At 72.6% G+C, this 16,878-nt stretch carries 13 protein-coding genes; 5 read left to right on the forward strand and 8 right to left on the reverse strand.

What is annotated here, in order from left to right:
* Positions 1–26: 26 nt before the first annotated feature.
* The 3 genes from ACZ573_RS04085 to ACZ573_RS04095 all read left to right on the forward strand — a co-directional run bounded on the left by ACZ573_RS04085 (position 27) and on the right by ACZ573_RS04095 (position 4,050).
* Complete coding sequence (locus ACZ573_RS04085) at positions 27–875, forward strand: 3-hydroxyacyl-CoA dehydrogenase family protein (protein WP_471298625.1); 849 nt, start codon at positions 27–29, stop codon at positions 873–875.
* A 175-nt stretch (positions 876–1,050) separates the two neighbouring features.
* A complete protein-coding gene (locus tag ACZ573_RS04090; protein ID WP_030764081.1) occupies positions 1,051–1,374 on the forward strand; it encodes an STAS domain-containing protein in 324 nt (107 codons plus the stop codon).
* Positions 1,375–1,566: 192 nt separating this feature from the next.
* Complete coding sequence (locus ACZ573_RS04095; RefSeq protein WP_471298630.1) at positions 1,567–4,050, forward strand: ATP-binding protein; 2,484 nt, start codon at positions 1,567–1,569, stop codon at positions 4,048–4,050.
* A 55-nt stretch (positions 4,051–4,105) separates the two neighbouring features.
* Here ACZ573_RS04095 and nucS read toward each other — a convergent pair whose 3' ends face one another.
* Positions 4,106–4,777: an endonuclease NucS gene (gene nucS / locus ACZ573_RS04100; protein ID WP_189743080.1), complete on the reverse strand. Its 672-nt coding sequence runs from the start codon at positions 4,775–4,777 to the stop codon at positions 4,106–4,108.
* Between the two features lie 220 nt (positions 4,778–4,997).
* On the opposite strand from nucS, the gene ACZ573_RS04105 reads away from it, so the two are divergent.
* Complete coding sequence (locus ACZ573_RS04105; protein WP_030009605.1) at positions 4,998–5,390, forward strand: SCO5389 family protein; 393 nt, start codon at positions 4,998–5,000, stop codon at positions 5,388–5,390.
* A gap of 92 nt (positions 5,391–5,482) precedes the next feature.
* Here the strand turns inward: ACZ573_RS04105 and ACZ573_RS04110 are convergent, their stop codons facing one another.
* Positions 5,483–6,514: an LLM class flavin-dependent oxidoreductase gene (locus ACZ573_RS04110; protein ID WP_471298633.1), complete on the reverse strand. Its 1,032-nt coding sequence runs from the start codon at positions 6,512–6,514 to the stop codon at positions 5,483–5,485.
* Positions 6,515–6,743: 229 nt separating this feature from the next.
* Between ACZ573_RS04110 and ACZ573_RS04115 the strand changes: the two genes are divergently transcribed.
* Positions 6,744–7,070, forward strand: a complete 327-nt coding sequence (locus ACZ573_RS04115; protein WP_030009607.1) for a hypothetical protein — start codon at positions 6,744–6,746, stop codon at positions 7,068–7,070.
* Between the two features lie 9 nt (positions 7,071–7,079).
* Here ACZ573_RS04115 and ACZ573_RS04120 read toward each other — a convergent pair whose 3' ends face one another.
* The 6 genes from ACZ573_RS04120 to scy all read right to left on the reverse strand — a co-directional run bounded on the left by ACZ573_RS04120 (position 7,080) and on the right by scy (position 16,762).
* Positions 7,080–7,916 carry an ABC transporter permease gene (locus ACZ573_RS04120; protein ID WP_471298636.1) on the reverse strand — a complete coding sequence of 279 codons (837 nt, stop codon included), beginning with the start codon at positions 7,914–7,916 and terminating at the stop codon, positions 7,080–7,082.
* Positions 7,913–9,043: an ABC transporter ATP-binding protein gene (locus ACZ573_RS04125; RefSeq protein WP_471298638.1), complete on the reverse strand. Its 1,131-nt coding sequence runs from the start codon at positions 9,041–9,043 to the stop codon at positions 7,913–7,915. Before ACZ573_RS04125 ends, ACZ573_RS04120 begins: the two co-directional genes overlap by 4 nt.
* 152 nt (positions 9,044–9,195) lie before the next feature.
* Positions 9,196–9,972 carry an ABC transporter permease gene (locus tag ACZ573_RS04130; RefSeq protein ID WP_471298640.1) on the reverse strand — a complete coding sequence of 259 codons (777 nt, stop codon included), beginning with the start codon at positions 9,970–9,972 and terminating at the stop codon, positions 9,196–9,198.
* A 2-nt stretch (positions 9,973–9,974) separates the two neighbouring features.
* The gene (locus ACZ573_RS04135; protein ID WP_471298643.1) at positions 9,975–10,970 is read right to left on the reverse strand and encodes an ABC transporter ATP-binding protein; all 996 of its coding nucleotides are present in this window, start codon (positions 10,968–10,970) and stop codon (positions 9,975–9,977) included.
* 101 nt (positions 10,971–11,071) lie between these two features.
* The gene (locus tag ACZ573_RS04140; RefSeq protein ID WP_030386920.1) at positions 11,072–12,010 is read right to left on the reverse strand and encodes a coiled-coil domain-containing protein; all 939 of its coding nucleotides are present in this window, start codon (positions 12,008–12,010) and stop codon (positions 11,072–11,074) included.
* 195 nt (positions 12,011–12,205) lie between these two features.
* Entirely contained in the window at positions 12,206–16,762 is a 4,557-nt protein-coding gene (scy, locus tag ACZ573_RS04145; protein WP_471298646.1) for a polarized growth protein Scy, read from the reverse strand.
* Positions 16,763–16,878 lie beyond the last annotated feature (116 nt).

Below are 16,878 nucleotides of genomic sequence, written 5' to 3' on the forward strand. Positions count from 1 at the left end.
TGCCGTAGGGAAACGAGGGGTGTGTAGTGGCTGGGAAGCTCGCCGTCATCGGTGCCGGACTCATGGGTTCCGGAATCGCGCAGGTCTCCGCTCAGGCGGGTTGGGACGTCGTACTCCGTGACGTCACCGAGGCCGCGCTGACCCGTGGCACGGACGGAATCAAGGCCTCCTACGACAAGTTCGTCTCCAAGGGCAAGCTGTCGGCCGAGGACGCCGAGGCGGCGCTCGCCCGCATCACCACCACCACGGACCTCGACGCGGTCGCCGACGTCGACATCGTGGTGGAGGCGGCCTTCGAGAAGATCGAGATCAAGCACGAGATCTTCCGCGCCCTCGACAAGATCGTCCGCGAGGACACGATCCTCGCCTCCAACACCTCCGCCATCCCGATCACGAAGATCGCGGCCGTGACGGAGCGTCCGGAGCGGGTCGTCGGCGCCCACTTCTTCTCGCCCGTCCCGATGATGCAGCTGTGCGAGCTCGTGCGCGGCTACAAGACGAGCGACGAAACCCTCGCCACCACCCGGGCGTTCGCCGAGTCCGTCGGCAAGACCTGCATCGTCGTCAACCGCGACGTCGCCGGCTTCGTGACGACCCGCCTGATCTCCGCGCTGGTCGTCGAGGCCGCCAAGCTGTACGAGTCGGGCGTGGCCTCCGCCGAGGACATCGACATCGCCTGCAAGCTCGGCTTCGGGCACGCGATGGGCCCCCTGGCCACCGCCGACCTCACGGGCGTCGACATCCTGCTGCACGCCACCAGCAACATCTACACCGAGTCCCAGGACGAGAAGTTCGCCCCGCCGGAGCTCATGCGCCGGATGGTGGACGCCGGGGACATCGGCCGCAAGAGCGGCCAGGGCTTCTACAAGCACTGAGGCCTGGCCCTGCCACGGAGCACCACCGTTCGAATGCCGTCACCCCTCAGGGTGAATTAGGTATCGGTTCGCTCACGTTCGGCAACTTCCCTGCCCGTGGGGCAGTCAGTTGCAGTGAGAGTTGCCGACCACGGACCAGTCGGACCATACGTACGCAGTACCGCCGGGAGTACACATGCACATCAGGGGCGACCACGCCGAACTCGCTGTCGGGGGCCGCCTCGACGTGCGCAGCGCGGCGGACGCCCGTACGGCCCTCCACTCCGCCCTCGACGACGGCCAGGGCGATCTCGTCCTCGATCTCACCGGGCTCGACTCCTGGGACGCGACCGGCCTCGGCGTGATCATGGGAGCGCACCGCCGGGCCGGCCGGACCGGCCGGCGTCTGGTCCTGCGCGGCGTGCCGCCGCAGATGCAGCGGCTGCTCGTCGCGACCCGGCTGCACCGGATCCTCGCGATCGAAGGCGGTCTGGAAGCGGAGTCCCTGCCCCGCGTCTGACCGGCAGCCCGCTGACCTCCGCATTCCCTGCGCAAACGTAACGGTCCGGTGGTGATCGCCCCCCTGCGGTTTCCCGCACGACCGGCCACGGTCTAGGGTTCGGGCGGAAACCGGACCGGTGGCGACAGCGGGTGCGCGAAGGCCGGGCGGTACGACGGCGAGGCGCGCGGCCCGCGATCGGGGGACTGGGTCATGGACCGTACACAGGGGCAGACCGAGCAGCACGAGCAGCCCACGGGCGGCTCCGCGCCCGCGGCGCCCACCCCGGCCGCGGCACCCGCGGCGGCCGGGCCCGCCCGGGTCGTCAGCCTGACCGCGGGCGAGTTCGCCCTCACCGTCAACCCGGTCGACGGCAGCGAGATCGAACCGCTGCGCCCCGGCGCCGAGCCGGCCCGGCCCGCCAAGCGCGACGCCGCCGCCCGGGCGGCCCGCGCCGCCGCCGCACGGCCGCCCGTACTGCCAGGCCCCGCCGTCCCCGCCCGCCCCCTGCTGGAGCGCGAGGAGGAGCGGGAGCGGCTGGTGCGCCTGCTGGGCCGGGGCCGGTCCGTACGGCTGACCGGACCCTCGGGATCCGGTCGCAGCGCCCTGCTCGACGCGGTCGCCGAACGGTGCGCGGGCCTCGCGCCCGACGGCGTCGTGCGGCTGAGCGGATACGGGCACCAGCAGCCCGGAGAACTGCTGCACGCCCTCTACGCGACCGTGTACGAGGCCGAGCAGCAGCGCCCCGGACGGGCCGAGCTCCTGGCCCGCGTACGGGAGATAGGCGCCGTCGTCCTCCTGGACGACCTGGAGATGGGCGGGCCCGCCCTCGACGAGCTGATGCGCGCCACCCCCGAATGCGCCTACCTGCTGGCCGCGACCCCGGACACCCGGGCCCCCTCCGACGACTCGCACATCGAAGAGGTCTTCCTCGCCGGACTGGGCAAGGCCGACTGCCTGGAATTGCTGGAAGCGGGCGTCGGACGGCCGCTGACGGACGAGGAGACCGCCTGGGCGGGGGACCTGCGCTTCGCCTCCGAGGGGCTGCCCCTGCGCTTTGTGCAGGCCGCCGCGCTGCTGCGGCAGCGGGACGAGCTCAACCACAGCGACGAGGACGACGAGGGGGAGGAGCCCGGCGTCTTCGAGGAGCGCCCGCGCGACGCCGTGCACGTACCGCTGCCGACCCTCGCCGAGGGCGCGGCCCCGGCGGAGCTGCTGGCCTCGCGGGTCAGCGAGTCGGCGCGCGCGGCCCTGCGGATCGCGTGCGCGCTGGGCGGCGAGCTGCCGCACCACGCGCACCTGCCCGCGCTGGTGGGGGACACCCACGCCGACACGGCGGTGGCGGAGCTGCTGGCCTGCGGGCTGCTGACGCCCGTCGGGACGCGGTACCGGCTGGCGTCGGGCGTCGCGCGGCAGCTGGAGGAGGTCGGCTACGGGGACACCGCGTCGGAGGAGGCCCGTACGGCCGCCCGGCACTACGCCTGGTGGACCGGACACGCCTCGGTGGTCCCGGCGCGCGTCGCGGCGGAGGCGGACGCGGTGCTGGCGGCGCTGGCCGGAGCGGACGTGGTCGCGGCGGTGCTGCTGGCGCGCACGGCGGCTCCGGCGTTCGCGGCCTCGCTGCACTGGGAGGCCTGGGAGCGCGTGCTGCGCTCGGGGGCCGAGGCCGCGCGCAAGGCCGGCGAGGTCGCCGAGCAGGCCTACTTCCACCACGAACTCGGGGTGCTGGCCCTGTGCGAGGAGCGGCTGGACCGGGCGCGGGCCGAGCTGGAGACCTCGATCGGGCTGCGGGGCGCCCTGGCGGACAAGCGGGGCACGGTCGCCGGGCGGCGGGCGCTGGCGCTGGTCGTCGACCGGGAGACGGCCGGGGCGGCCGTGTCGCCCCCGCTGCGCCTGGAGGCGCCCGCCGCTCCGGCGGCGGCTCCGGAGGCCGTCACGGTGGCCACCCCGGCCGCTCCCCGGCCCAAGGCCGCCCCCGGGCCCAAGGCGGCGGCCCCGGCGGCCTCCGAGGCGCCCACGGCCGAGGTGGCCCCGGTGTCTCCCGGGGCCCGGGTCGCCCCCGTGGTCCCGGTCTCCGCGGAGGCGGTGACCCGGATGACCCCCGTCGTGCCGGTGACCGCCCGGTCGCAGGCGCCCACGACGCTGTCCGAGGTCTTCGAGGACGCTTTCCCGCTGAACCCGAAGCCCGCCCCGCCCGCCGCGCCCCGGCCCGCCACCGCCGCCGCCCCGGCCCCGGCGGCCCGCGGCCGTCGCCGGCTCGTGCTGCTGGCCGGCGCGGGCGCGCTGACGGTGGTGGCGCTGGGCACCGTCGTGAGCCTGGCGCTGAGCTCCTCGGACACCGCGCCGCCGGCGCAGGGACCGGCGGTGTCCGCCACCCCCACGGCCACGGAGTCCGCCACGACCGCCGTCAACAGCGGGAACGATCCTGCACCGGAGCCGCCCGTATCGGCCCCGCCGGCGCAATCCCCGGAGCCCGGGCAGAGCGCCGCCCCGACCCCGGGCCGCAGTCCCGCCCGTACCCCGTCGCGCCGCCCGTCCCCGACGCCGCCGAAGTCCCCGCCGGCGACGTCCGTTTCGCCGCCGCCGACGACGAGCGCGGAGCCCTCGCCCACCCCGACGGAGACCGCCGCGCCGTCGCCGACGACCACCACCCCGACAGGTACGGGGGCCGCCGTCTCACCGGCCACGGACCGGTGAACGCCGACGGCTCCGTCCCTGGGGACGGAGCCGTCGTGCGTGCAGGAGCGGAGGATCAGAACAGGCGGAGCTTGTCGTCCTCGATGCCGCGCAGCGCGTTGTAGTCCAGGACCACGCAGTCCATGCCGCGGTCGGTCGCGAGGACCTTCGCCTGCGGCTTGATCTCCTGGGCCGCGAAGATGCCCCGGACCGGGGCCAGGTGCGGGTCGCGGTTGAGGAGTTCGAGGTAGCGGGTCAGCTGCTCGACACCGTCGATCTCGCCGCGGCGCTTGATCTCCACGGCCACCGTCGCGCCCGAGGCGTCCCGGCACAGGATGTCCACCGGGCCGATCGCCGTCATGTATTCGCGCCGGATCAGCGTGTAGCCCTCGCCCAGCGTTTCGATCCGGTCCGCGAGGAGTTCCTGGAGGTGTGCCTCGACGCCGTCCTTGATGAGGCCCGGGTCGGTGCCCAGCTCGTGCGAGGAGTCGTGGAGGACTTCCTCCATGGTGATGATGAGCTTCTCGCCCGCCTTGTTGATGACCGTCCAGATGTTGGCCTCATCACCGCTCCCCTCCTTGAGGGTGCACGGCGGCGACATCCAGTTGAGCGGTTTGTACGCTCGGTCGTCCGCGTGGATCGAGACACTGCCGTCGGCCTTCACGAGGATCAGACGGGGTGCCGAGGGCAGATGGGCGGTGAGCCGGCCCGCGTAGTCGACGGAGCAGCGGGCAATGACGAGACGCATGGTCGGCAACGCTACTCGACGAGAAGGCCTTCACGCGATTCGCCCCTGAAAGCCCCGTTCGCCGATGGCGCGTTGTATGCGCATTCTCCTGGTGCGTCACCGATGGGACGCCTACCGTGGTGAGCGGGAGGTTGTCGAGCGTGCACTCTGCGTCGCGACCTCCTTCCCTGCCCGTAAGACTCCGGCAACCCAAACAGCCGGGGTCGCGAGAGGAGAACCCATGTCGCTCGACGTCTCACCGGCCCTACTCGAACAGGCCGAGCGAGGCGAGGTCGACGAAGCCGCTTTCGTCGACTGCGTCCGGACCTCCCTGCCCTTCGCCTGGGAGATGATCAGCTCGCTGGTGGCTCAGCTGAAGGTGGACGGCGGAGAGTTCGCCGACAACCAGACGCCGCCGCCGGACGAGCAGGCGCGGGGGCAGCTGCTGCGCGCCCTCGCGAGTGACGCGATACGCGGTGCGCTGCAGCGGCACTTCGGAGTGCGCCTGGCATTCCAGAACTGTCACCGGGTGGCGGTGTTCCCGCTGGATCCCTCGGTGGACGACCGGCTGGCCAAGTTCACTTCGATCCGCGGTCAGCTGCTCAACCAGTCGCCGGAGCTGCGCGACTGCTAGGCCCTGACGGCCGTGTCCTGGCCGCCTCTTTCGGATCATGCCGCCCGGGCGTGATCCGAAGGAAACGGCCCAGGTGGGGCCGGCGGGCCGTCTCAGCCGAGGCGGGGAAGGACTTCGGCGCCGAGCCGGCGTACGTTCTCCTCCGTCGCGGCGAGATCGCCCGAGCCCTCCGTCAGGAGGGCGAAGCGCGTGATGCCCGTCCGTGCCGACGTGGCCGCCAGCCGGTCCGCCGCCACCTCCGGGGTACCCACCGGGTGCAGGTCGCACAACAGTTCCGTGTAGGCGACCGGATCCCGCATCGCACGCACCCGGCCGTCCACCGTCACATGCGCGTCGAGGCCCTGCTTGAGCCAGCCCGGCATCGCCTTCAGCAGGGTCTCGCGCGCGTCCGCCGTACGGTCCGCGATCTGGCACACCCCGGCGGAGACGTGTCCCGCGCCGGCCACGTGTTCGCGCGAGTGGCCCGCCGCCAGCGCCGCGCTGCGCCACAGGGCGACCATCTCGGCCTTGCTGTCGTCCCCGCAGTGCATTCCGAGGAGCATCGGCAGCCCCCGCTCCGCGGCCATCCGCACCGACGCCGGCGAGGTGCAGGCCACGATGACCTCGGGCCCCGCCGCGTCCCCGTCCAGCGTCTCCGAGGGGCGCGGTACGACGTCCACCTCGCGGAACGCGTACCGCTCGCCGGCAGCGCCCACCCGTGCCCGGGTCAGCCAGCGCCGCAGCAGGTCCAGAGCCTCCGGGAAGCCGTTCTCGTAACTGTCCAGGCCGCCCCCGAACACCTCCAGGTCGACCCACGGCCCGCCGCGGCCCACCCCGAGGGTGAACCGGCCGCCCGAGGTCACGTGCAGCAGGGCAGCCTGCTCCCCGAGCGCCACTGGGTGCGTGCTCGGCAGCACGCTCACCGCCGTGCCCACCCGCAGCCTGCGCGTCCGGCCCAGCAGCAGGGCCGCCAGGGTCACCGCCGACGGGCAGACCCCGTACGGGACGAAATGGTGCTCGGCGAGCCAGACCGAGTCGAGCCCGGCCTCCTCGGCCACCTCGGCGGTCCGCACCGCCCGGTGCAGTGCCTCTCCCTGTCCCTGGCCCGGGAACTGGGCCGCCAGTACAAACGCTCCTACGCGCATCGCCTATAGCCTCCTCGCGGCTGACGCGGCCTCCCCCAGGTGGACCGGTTCTTCCTATGGCAACAACGTCTGACACGTGCCAAAGGCACGGGCTGACACGAAAGTTATTGGGATTGTCGGGCCATTCCTCTTCGCGCGGCCGCCTTCCTCGGCAACCCTGCGGGTACCCGGGCTCGCTGCGCGTAGTCTGGGAGAAAGTCACTGCCGTCCGCCCATCCGTGAGGTATACGTGTCACCGCGCAACAACCGCCCCAGGGGCGGCGAGACCCCGGACGAACGCCCCAGCACCGGCCTCGACCGCTACGGGCTGGAGCGCACGGAGGAGTACCAGGGCGAGGACTGGAAGGTCCGGCACGTGGCCGGTGCCAGCGCGGCGGGCAAGCGCTACCGCTGCCCCGGCTGCGACCAGGAGATCCCCTCCGGCACCCCGCACCTGGTGGCCTGGCCCGAGTACGGCGGCGTGGACGACCGCCGGCACTGGCACAAGGCCTGCTGGAACGCGAAGGACCGCCGCACCTCGAAGGTGCAGCGGTCCCGTAACGCTCCCAGGTACTAGGACTCGTAACTAGACGTCCCGGCGGCCGACGACCACGTACGAGCCGGCCACCGCGGCGCCGGTGATCACCACGATCAGTGCCAGGTGCGCGAAGTTGCTCGGCGACGAGCCGAGGTCGCCGCCCTCCGGCAGGCCGAACAGCTGCATCATCGCCACCGGTACGTTGTGCCGCAGGATGAGCCGCCCGATGGGCTCGACGGCCACCCACATGCTGAGCATGCCCCCGATCACCGGCGGCAGCGTGACCAGGCCCAGCATCACCGCGATCGCCCCGGCCGAGTGCCGCACCAGCGCGCCGATCGCGAGCGCGAGCACGCCGAGCAGGGTAACGTAGCCGCAGCCGAGCAGGGCCCCGAACCACTCGCCGGCCGCGTGCGGGCCGGACGCGCTGCCGCCGCGTACGACCGCTGCGGAGACCCCGACCACGAACACCGACAGCGTGGTGGTGACGAAGGCCGTCATGCTGAAGACGAGGTACTTCGCGGTGAGCACCCGGTGCCGGTCGGGGGCGGCCGTGAAGGTGGTCCGCACCAGCCCGGTGCCGTGCTCCGAGCTGATGGTCAGCACGCCGAGGACGATCACCGCGAGCTGGCCGACCAGCAGGCCGATCAGGGCGGGCGTGGTGAAGTTGATCTGCGCGAAGTCCTCGTCCCCGGTCTGCGCGACGACGAGCAGGCCGACCCCGACCACGATCAGCACGAGCGAGCCCAGCGTCCACAGGGTGGAGCGGAGCGAGACCAGTTTGGTCCACTCCGAGGCCAGGGCGTGCCCCAGGTGCGGCCGCGGCGTGGCCAGGGGGGAGCTGTAGCTCCCGGGCTGCTCCGCCGTCGTGGTCGTCGGGGTCATCGGGTGTCCTCGGGGGTGCGCGGGGTGGTGTTCCTGGTGGTGCTCGCGAGCTCGCCGGGCTTGCCGGGCATCAGGAAGGGCTGCCCGCCCGCTCCGGGCGGCGGCGGAGCGTAGAAACCGTTCTGCGGGACCTCGGGGGCGGCCTCCGCCTCGTCCTCCCAGGCCGGGAGGGAGAGCGGCTCCGGCTCCCACAGCTCGGCCCGCGGGTCCTCGGTGGAGGTGTACTCGACCGCGGACTGGGTCATCCGCATGTACGCCTCCTCCAGCGAGGCCCGGTGCGGTGACAGCTCCCACAGCCGGACACCGGCCGCGTGCGCCAGGTCCGAGATCTGCGGCAGCTCCAGCCCGGTGACGCGCAGTGCTCCGTCGGACTCCTGGAGGACCCGCCCGCCCGCCTTGGTGAGGGCCGTACCCAGCGTCTCCCGGCCATGACGATCAGTGTCGGCCGCGCGCACCCGAGCGAATCCGGCCGAGTTGTGCGCGATGAACTCCTGGGTGCCCATGTCGGCCAGCAGCCGCCCCCGGCCGATCACGATGAGGTGGTCGGCGGTCAGCGCCATCTCGCTCATCAGGTGCGAGGAGACCAGGACGGTGCGGCCCTCGGAGGCGAGGCGGCGCATGAGATTGCGGACCCAGAGGATGCCCTCGGGGTCGAGACCGTTGACCGGCTCGTCGAACAGGAGCACCTGCGGGTCGCCGAGCAGGGCCGTGGCGATGCCGAGCCGCTGGCCCATTCCGAGCGAGAAGCCCTTCGTGCGCTGCCGGGCGGCGTCCTGGAGGCCGACCACGGCCAGCACCTCGTCCACCCGCTTCTCCGGGATCCCGGAGAGCTGGGCGATGGAGAGCAGGTGGGCGCGGGCCCGGCGGCCGCCGTGCACGGCCTTGGCGTCGAGCAGTGCGCCGACGTGTCGCTGGGCGTTCGGCAGCTCCCGGAAGGGCCGGCCGTTGATCGTGACGTGGCCGGATGTGGGCCGGTCCAGACCCACGATCATGCGCATGGTGGTGGACTTGCCGGAGCCGTTGGGCCCCAGGAATCCGGTGACGTGACCCGGCTTGACCTGGAAGGACAGCTGGTCGACGGCGGTCTTGGCGCCGTAGCGCTTGGTCAGGCCGACTGCCTCGATCATCTTGCTGCCCCTTACCAGGCCGGGACGACTTTCGCCCGCGTAAGGGTTAAGAGGATAACGAGGTTCCTGCGGTTCCGTCCCGGGCCGGATCCCTGAGCTGCCCCTGAGACCGACCCGGGCATCACCCGTAGTACTTCAGTGGGGGCCGGCCGTCAGGCGTCCCTCTTCTTGAGGACGAGGTAGCCCCCGAGTACCGCGGCGGCCACCCACAGGAGCATGATTCCGAGCCCGCCCCACGGACCGTAGGGGCCCTCTTCGGTCCCCATGGCGTTCGGTACGACCTGCATGATCTTCGACCCCGCCGCGGTGGGCAGGTACTGACCGTACTCACGGGTCGCCTCGAAGGCGTTGAGGAGGTTCGTGACGATCAGGAAGAACGGGATCAGGATGCTGATCGAGGCGACCGAGCTGCGCAGCATGCTGGCGACACCCATGGAGAACAGGGCGATGAGTGCCATGTACACGCTGGCGCCGATCACCGCGCGCAGGACGTTCTCCGCGTCGAGACCGGTGCCGTGGTCGCCCAGGATCGCCTGGCTGAGGAAGAACGAGACGAAGCTGGTCAGCAGTCCGACCAGCAGGGCCAGTACCGTGGCCACGGTCAGCTTGCCGAACAGGAAGTTCCCGCGGGCGGGTACGGCGGCCAGCGAGGTGCGGATCATGCCCGTGCTGTATTCGGTGCTGACCACCAGCACACCGAAGACGATCATCGCCAGCTGGCCGAACTGCATGCCGGCGAAGCTCACCAGGGTGGGGTCGAAGGTGGCCCGTTCGATCGCGCTCATGTCGTTGAAGCCCGCCGCCACCGCGGTGGAGATCAGGGCGCCGAAGCCGGCGGTGACGATCAGGGCCAGTGCGAGGGTCCAGCTGGTGGAGGCGACCGTGCGGATCTTGGTCCACTCGGACTGCAGGACGGCGGTGAAGGCCATGCTCACTCACCACCCTTGCGCGTCGCGGTGTAGCCGGCGCCCCAGGCGGGGACGTCGGCCGGCCGGGCCGGGTTGTCGGCGGCCATGCCCGGTGCGTGGGCGTGGTACTCGACGGAGTCCGCCGTCATGCGCATGAACGCTTCCTCCAGTGAAGCCCGTTGCGGGCTGAGTTCGTGCAGCACGATCTGGTGCTGGGCGGCCAGCTCGCCGAGCTGCTCCGCACTCACGCCGTCGATCTCCAGGGTGCCGGTGGCGGGGACGCTGACGGCGTTGATCCCGGCCTCGTGCAGGACGTCCTTCAGCCGCTCCTGCTGCGGCGTGCGCAGCCGGACGTAGCTGCGCGAGTTCTGCTGGATGAAATCGGCCATAGGCAGGTCTGCCAGCAGCTTTCCCTGTCCGATCACCACCAAATGGTCTGCGGTCAGCGCCATTTCGCTCATCAGATGGGAGGAGACGAAGATCGTCCTCCCCTCCGCCGCCAGCCCCTTCATCAGATTGCGGATCCAGAGAATTCCCTCGGGATCAAGGCCGTTGACCGGCTCGTCGAACATCAGGATTTCCGGATCGCCCAGCAATGCAGAGGCGATTCCCAGCCGTTGGCTCATTCCGAGCGAAAATCCTTTGGACTTCTTCTTCGCCACGGCCGTCAGGCCGACCAGATCCAGTACCTCGTCGACCCGCTGCCGCGGGATGCTGTTCGACTGGGCCAGACAGAGAAGGTTGTTGTACGCACTTCGGCCACCGTGCATGGCCTTCGCGTCCAGCAGCGCCCCCACGTGCTTCAGCGGCTCCGCCAGGTCGCGGTAGTGCTTCCCGTAGACCCGGACCGTGCCGCTGGTCGGGTTGTCGAGGTCGAGCATCATGCGCATGGTCGTGGACTTGCCCGCGCCGTTGGGGCCCAGGAAGCCGGTCACCACCCCCGGTCGGATCTGGAAGCTGAGGTGGTCCACGGCAGTCGTCGTGCCGAATCGTTTGGTAAGGCCCTCAAGCTCGATCATGCGGCCACGCTAGAACGCCCGAGGGCCCTACGCCACCTCAAAAGGGTGACATAGGGCCCTCGATCGGGCACACGACGGGTGCTGCGTGTACCCGCAGGTAATCAGCGGCTCTGCTGCGCCGGCACGCCGCGGGTGACGGGCTCGTCGTCCACGATCGGGTTGGCCGCCGCGACGGCCGCACCGGTCAGCGTCGCCAGCATCTCGCGGACGTTGGTCAGCTGCGCGTTGATCGAGTCGCGGCGGTTGGTGAGCGCCGCCAGCTCGCGCTCGGACTCGCTGCGGATGCGGTCCGCCTTGGCGTTGGCGTCGGCCACGATGTCCTCGGCCTGGCGCTGCGCGGTCTCCACGGTCTGGCGGGCCCGGCGCTCGGCGTCCGTACGCAGCTTCTCGGCCTCCAGGCGCAGCTGCTCGGCACGGTGCTCGATCTCCGCGAGACGCTTCTCGGCCTTGGCCTGGCGGGAGGCCAGGTCGCGCTCGGACTGCTCACGGCGCTTGGCCAGGTTGGTCTCGAAGTCCGCGGCGGCCTGGGCGGCCTTGGCGCGGGTCTCCTCGAAGAGGGCGTCGGCCTCCTCGCGCTTGGAGGCCGCGTCCTTCTGGGCCTCGGCGCGCAGGGTCGACGCGTCGCCCTTGGCCTTCTCGACGATGCGGACGCCCTCGTCCTCCGCCTTCGACTTGCGGTCGGCGGCGAACGACTCGGCGTCGTTGCGCACCTGCTGGGCAGCCGACTCGGCGAGCTCACGGTGCTGCTCGGCCGCGCGACGGGCCTCCTCGCGCAGGTCCTTCGCCTCCTCCTCGGCCAGCCGCAGGATCTTCTCGACCCGGGCGCCGAGACCGGCGTACGACGGCTCGGCGTCGTTCACCTGGGCCTGGGCGTTCTGCGTCTCGAGGTGCAACTCCTCGATCCGCTTTTCCAGAGAGTTGATACGTCCAAGGGCGCTGTCGCGGTCGGAGACCAGCTTGGTAATGCGGTCGTCCACCTGACCACGGTCGTAACCACGCCGCACGAGCTCGAAGCCGAAGGGGGAGGAAGTGTCGCTCATGGGGTTCCTGTCGAATGAGACCGATGAGGTGCTACGTGAGGTGTTAGGGGAATCCTAGGCGCCCAGACGGCGTGTCATCGAGTCAATCCACGTTTGATCTGGACAATGACACCCCTTTTGAGTGGCAAGGCGGCAGAATGCTTGTCACCCGTTCGCCTGAACCTTCATCAGGTGCACACACCCCGGAGCATTTGGCTACCCCTCCGACGCCTTGCCACCCGAACGAGTGGATCCCGCAGTCACGCCGGCCTTCACGCCCCCTACACCCTGGCCGCCGACCACCGGCTTTCCGCCGCCCGATGGCGCCTCGAATGATTCCAACGCCTCAAGAACGTCCTGGACACGGGAGATCTCCGCCTGAATGTCCTCGCGACGGCGCACCAGGACCTCCAGCTCCCGGCGGCCCTCCTCGACGATCTGCTCCGCCTCCGCCTTGGCCTGCGCGAGCGCGCTCTCGGCCTGCCGGGCCAGCTCCGCCTTCTTCTGCTCGGCCTCCTTGAGGAGCGCCTCCGCCTTGCGGACCGCCGCGATGCGCACCTTGCTCGCCTCGCTGCTCGCGTCCGACACCAGCTCCTTGGCCTTCGCCTCGGCCTCGACGCTCTGCTCCGTCGCCGCGCGCACCAGCTTGTCCACGCGCTCGCCGGCCGACTTCATCTGTTCGGCCGACTCCCGGCGGGCCCGCTCGTGCAGCTCCTCGACCTCGCCCTCGACGCGGGAGCGCAGCTCCTCCGCCCGCTCCCTTATGGCGGCCGCGTCCGTGCGCGCGCCGACCAGCAGCTCGTCCGCGTCCGTACGGGCCTTCTCCACCAGGGAGTTGCCCTCGACCGTCGCCTCCGAGGAGATCCGCGCGGCCTCCTTGCGGGCCGCGTCGACCATCGCGTCGGCCTGCTCCTCGGCCGCCGTGGTGGCGGCGAGGGCCTGCTTCTGCGCATCGGCCGTGAGCTTCTCGGCTTCCGCCGAAGCCTCCGTGATGAGCCGGTCGACCTGCTCCGCGGCCTCGCTGCGGCGCTTGTTGGCCGCCTCACGGGCCTCGTCCAGCAGCCGCTCGGATTCGGTACGGGCCTCGCCGCGGATGCGCTCGGCCTCGGCCGCCGCCTGCGCCTTGACCCGCTCGGCCTCCGACCGGGTGCGGGCCGCGTGCTCCTGCGCCGACGACAGCGCCTCCGACGCGTCCGCGCGCAGCCGCTCGGCCTCGCCGGCCGCCTCGCCGACCGTGCGCTCGTTGTCCTTGCGGGTCTGCTCGGTGAGCTTCTCCGTCTCGGAGACGGCCTCGGTGATGAGCCGGTCCGCCTGCTCGGCCGCCTCGCTGCGCAGCCGGTTCGCCTCGGCGCGCGCCTCGTCCAGCGTCTGCTCGGCGTCGCGCTCGGCGCCCGCCAGGGTCTCGTTCGCCGCGACCGTGACCCGCTCCGCCTCCGCGGTGGCCTCGCCGATGATCCGGCCGCCCTCCGCGCGGGCCTCGTCCAGGACCCGGGCCGCCTCGGCGCGCACCCGTTCGGCCTCCGCCGCGGCCTCGCCGACGGTGGCCTCGTTGGCCACACGGGTCTCGTCGATCAGACGGTCGCCCTCGGCACGCGAGTCGACCATGATCCGCGCGGCGTCGCGCTCGGCGCTCGCCAGCGTCTCGGCCGCCTGCGCCTTGAGCCGGACCGCCGCGGTGGTGAGCCGCTCGGCCTCCAGCGTCGCCTCGCCCACGGTGGCCGCGTTCGCGGCGCGGGTCTCCTCGGTGAGCCGCTCGGCCTCCGCCGCGGCCTCGGAGATGAGCCGGTCGACCTGCTCCGCAGCCTCGGTACGCAGCCGGTTGCCCTCGGCCCGAGCCTCGTCCAGGGTGTTCGCGGCCTCGGTGCGGGTGGCCTCGGCGGCCTCCGCCGCCTCGGCGGTGATCCGCTCGGCCTCGGCCTCGGCGTCGGCGACGGTGGCCGCGTTCGCGGCGCGGGTCTCCTCGGTGAGCCGCTCGGCCTCGGCCGTCGCCTCGGCCGTGATCCGGGCACCCTCGGCGCGGGCGGACTCCAGGGACTCCGCCGCCTCGCCGCGGATGCGGTTCGCGTCGTCCCGGGCATCCGCCCGGGTCCGGGCCGCGTCCCGCTCGGAGGCGGCCAGCGCGTCCGTGGCCTCCGTACGCACCCGCTGCGCGTACTCGGCGGTGTCGCTGCGCAGCTGCTCCGCCTCGGCGATGGCCTCGCCGACCGTCCGCTCCGCCAGTGCCTTCGCCGCGTCCGTCTCGGCCCGCGCCTCGCTGCGGACCCGGTTGGCGTCCTCGGTGGCCCGCTCCCGTTCCGCGTAGGCGTCCGCGCGGACCCGGCCGGCCTCTTCCTCGGCCTCCGTCTTCGTACGCTCCGCCGCGTGTTCGGCGGCGTTGCGCAGCCCGGCGATCTCCTCCTCGGCCTGCTCGTGCAGCCCGGCCACGGAGTCCCGTACCTGCTGTGCGGTGGCCTCCGCCGCCGACACGACCTCCGACGCGCGCCGCTCGGCCTCCTCCGTCAGCCAGACCGCCTCGGCCTGCGCCTCCTCGGAGCGCTTGCGGGCCTGCGCCAGCAGTTCCTCGCTCTGCTCGCGGGCCTGGGCCCGCTCGTTGTCCGCGTCGGTCCGCGCCGACGCCAGGGTCTCCTCGGACTCCCTGCGGCGCCGGGCGGCCTCCTCCTGCGCGGCGGCCAGCGCCTCCGCGGCCTCCTCGGCGACCCGCTCGGCGGCGGCCTTCGCCTCCGCGCGCAGCCGGTCCGCGGTCTCCTGGGCCTCGGAGCGCACCCGCTCGGCCTCGGACTCCGCCTCGCTGCGCAGCCGTACGGCGACCTGCTCGGCCTCCGCGCGCACCCGGCCGGCGTCCTGCGCCGCGTCCGTGCGCAGCTGCTCGGCCTCGGTCTCCGCCTGCGCCTGCAGGGCGCGGATCCGCTCCGCCGACTCGGCGCGCAGCCGGTCGTTCTCCTCCGTGGTCTCCCGGCGGATGTTCTCCGCCGCGCCGCGGGCGTCACGCAGCGTCTGCTCGGCCGTCGTCAGCCGGGTCTCGGCCTCCGTGTGCAGCCGTACGAGCTCCTCGTCGGCTTCCGCCCGCTTGGCGGCCAGCGCCTGCTCGGTCTCCTGGCGCCGGGCGACGGCCGCCGCGTCCGCCTCGGCCCGTACGTTCTCCGCCTGCTCCTCGGCCTCGGCGCGCAGCCGCTCGGCCTCGGCGCGGGTCCGCTCCAGGGTCTCCTCGGCCTGCTTGCGCAGCGTGCCGGCCCGCTCCACGGCCTCGGCACGCACCCGCTCGCTCTCGGCGGTCGCGCCGCCGCGCAGCTCGTCCGCGTCCGCCTTGGCCTTGCCGAGCAGCTCCTCGGCGGTCCGGGCCGCCTCCTCGATCTGCTGTACGGCCTCGCGGCGGGCCTCGCCGCGGATCCGCTCGCCCTCGGCGACGGCCTCGGCGCGCAGCTGCTCGGCCTCGCCGCGCAGCCGCCGGGCCTCCGACTGGAGCTCGACCGTGCGGGCCCGGTACTCCTCGGTGTCGTCCTTCGCCGCGCCCTTGAGCTCGTCGGCCGTGGCCGCCGCCTGCAGGCGCAGCCGGTCGGCCTCGGTCTCGGCCTCGCGGCGGATCCGCTCGGCCTCCTCGGACGCGGCCCGGGTGGTGGCCCGGGCGTCCTCCGAGGCCTTGTTCAGTACGTCCTCGGCGGTGCGGGCGGCCTTCGCCAGCTGCGCCGCCATGTCCTCGGCCGCGGCCGTACGGGCCTGCTCGCCGGCCTCGGTGCGCTGCCGCTCGGCGTCCGCGCGGGCATCGGCCAGGACCTGCTCGGCCTCCGCCTTGAGGGCCTCGGCCTCCTTGGTGGCCTCGCCGACCAGTCGGGCAACCTGCTCCTTGGCGGTGCGGGTGCGCTGCTCGTTGACGGACTCCGCCGACGTCAGCTGCCGGGTGGCGCTCTCCTTCGCGTCCGCGAGGAGCTTCTCCGCCTCCGCACGGGCCTCGCGCAGCGCGGAATCGGCTTCCTGCACGCGGGATTCGGCGAGCCGGCCCAGATCCAGGGTCTGCTGGCGGGTGTGCTCGGCCTCGGCGGTGGTGGTGGAGCGCAGCCGCTCCGCGTGCTCGCTGGCCTCCTGGGCCTGCGAGGAGGCGGCGGTCAGCAGCCGCTCGGCCTCCTTGCGGGCACGCAGCAGGGTGGCCTCGGCCTCCGCGCGGGCGGCCTCCGCGTCCGCGGCCATCCGGCGCCGGGTCTCCTCGGCGACCCGGGCGGCTTCGGCGCGGGCGGCGTTCAGGGACTGCTCGGCCTCGGCGCGGGACTCCTCCATGAGGCGGCGCGCCTGGGCCTCGGTACGGGCGCGCAACTGCTCGGCCCAGGCCACGTTCTCGTTGACGTGGGCCTCGACGGTCTGGCGCCGCTCGCCCAGCTCCTGGTCCAGGCGCTGGCGGCGGTTGACGGCCTCGGCGTGCAGCTCGGCCTGCAGGCGCGCCTGGTGCTCGGCGTGCTCCTGGAGGATGCGCTGGGTCTGGGCCCGGGCGTCACGAAGCTCGCGCTCGGCGTCCGAGCGCATCTGGTCGGCCTGGATCTGGGCATTGCGGAGCAGCTGCTCGGCCTGGTACCCCATGTCCGCGCCGTCGTAGGCGGGGCGGGACGCCAGAGCGCGCCGTACCTCGTGCAGTTTGGCGCGCAGCACCTCGACCTGGTATCCCAGGTCCTCGGCGTGCTGGACGGCCTTCCCGCGCTCCTTCTTCAGCCGCTCCATCTCGGCTTCGAAGCGCGAGAGATGGTCGGCTTCGGCCTGATGGCTCTCCTGGCTTTCGTAGCCCCGCACAGCGCGGTCCCATCCGTCCCCTGGTCGCAAGCTCACTCCCAATGAGCATCGCTCGCCCGCTGAACGACGCCCCCGGGGGAATGGTGTCAGATACGGGCAGGGGTGACAGGCCCCGA

The sequence above is a fragment of the Streptomyces sp. NPDC040545 genome (assembly GCF_055595065.1).

Coding starts and splice junctions, on each gene's coding strand:
- ACZ573_RS04090 (WP_030764081.1), top strand. CDS start 1,051: ATGCACATCAGGGGCGACCACGCCGAACTCGCTGTCGGGGGCCGCCTC.
- ACZ573_RS04125 (WP_471298638.1), bottom strand. CDS start 9,043: ATGATCGAGGCAGTCGGCCTGACCAAGCGCTACGGCGCCAAGACCGCC.
- ACZ573_RS04110 (WP_471298633.1), bottom strand. CDS start 6,514: ATGCGCGTAGGAGCGTTTGTACTGGCGGCCCAGTTCCCGGGCCAGGGA.
- ACZ573_RS04135 (WP_471298643.1), bottom strand. CDS start 10,970: ATGATCGAGCTTGAGGGCCTTACCAAACGATTCGGCACGACGACTGCC.
- ACZ573_RS04140 (WP_030386920.1), bottom strand. CDS start 12,010: ATGAGCGACACTTCCTCCCCCTTCGGCTTCGAGCTCGTGCGGCGTGGT.
- ACZ573_RS04095 (WP_471298630.1), top strand. CDS start 1,567: ATGGACCGTACACAGGGGCAGACCGAGCAGCACGAGCAGCCCACGGGC.
- nucS (WP_189743080.1), bottom strand. CDS start 4,777: ATGCGTCTCGTCATTGCCCGCTGCTCCGTCGACTACGCGGGCCGGCTC.
- ACZ573_RS04120 (WP_471298636.1), bottom strand. CDS start 7,916: ATGACCCCGACGACCACGACGGCGGAGCAGCCCGGGAGCTACAGCTCC.
- ACZ573_RS04105 (WP_030009605.1), top strand. CDS start 4,998: ATGTCGCTCGACGTCTCACCGGCCCTACTCGAACAGGCCGAGCGAGGC.
- ACZ573_RS04130 (WP_471298640.1), bottom strand. CDS start 9,972: ATGGCCTTCACCGCCGTCCTGCAGTCCGAGTGGACCAAGATCCGCACG.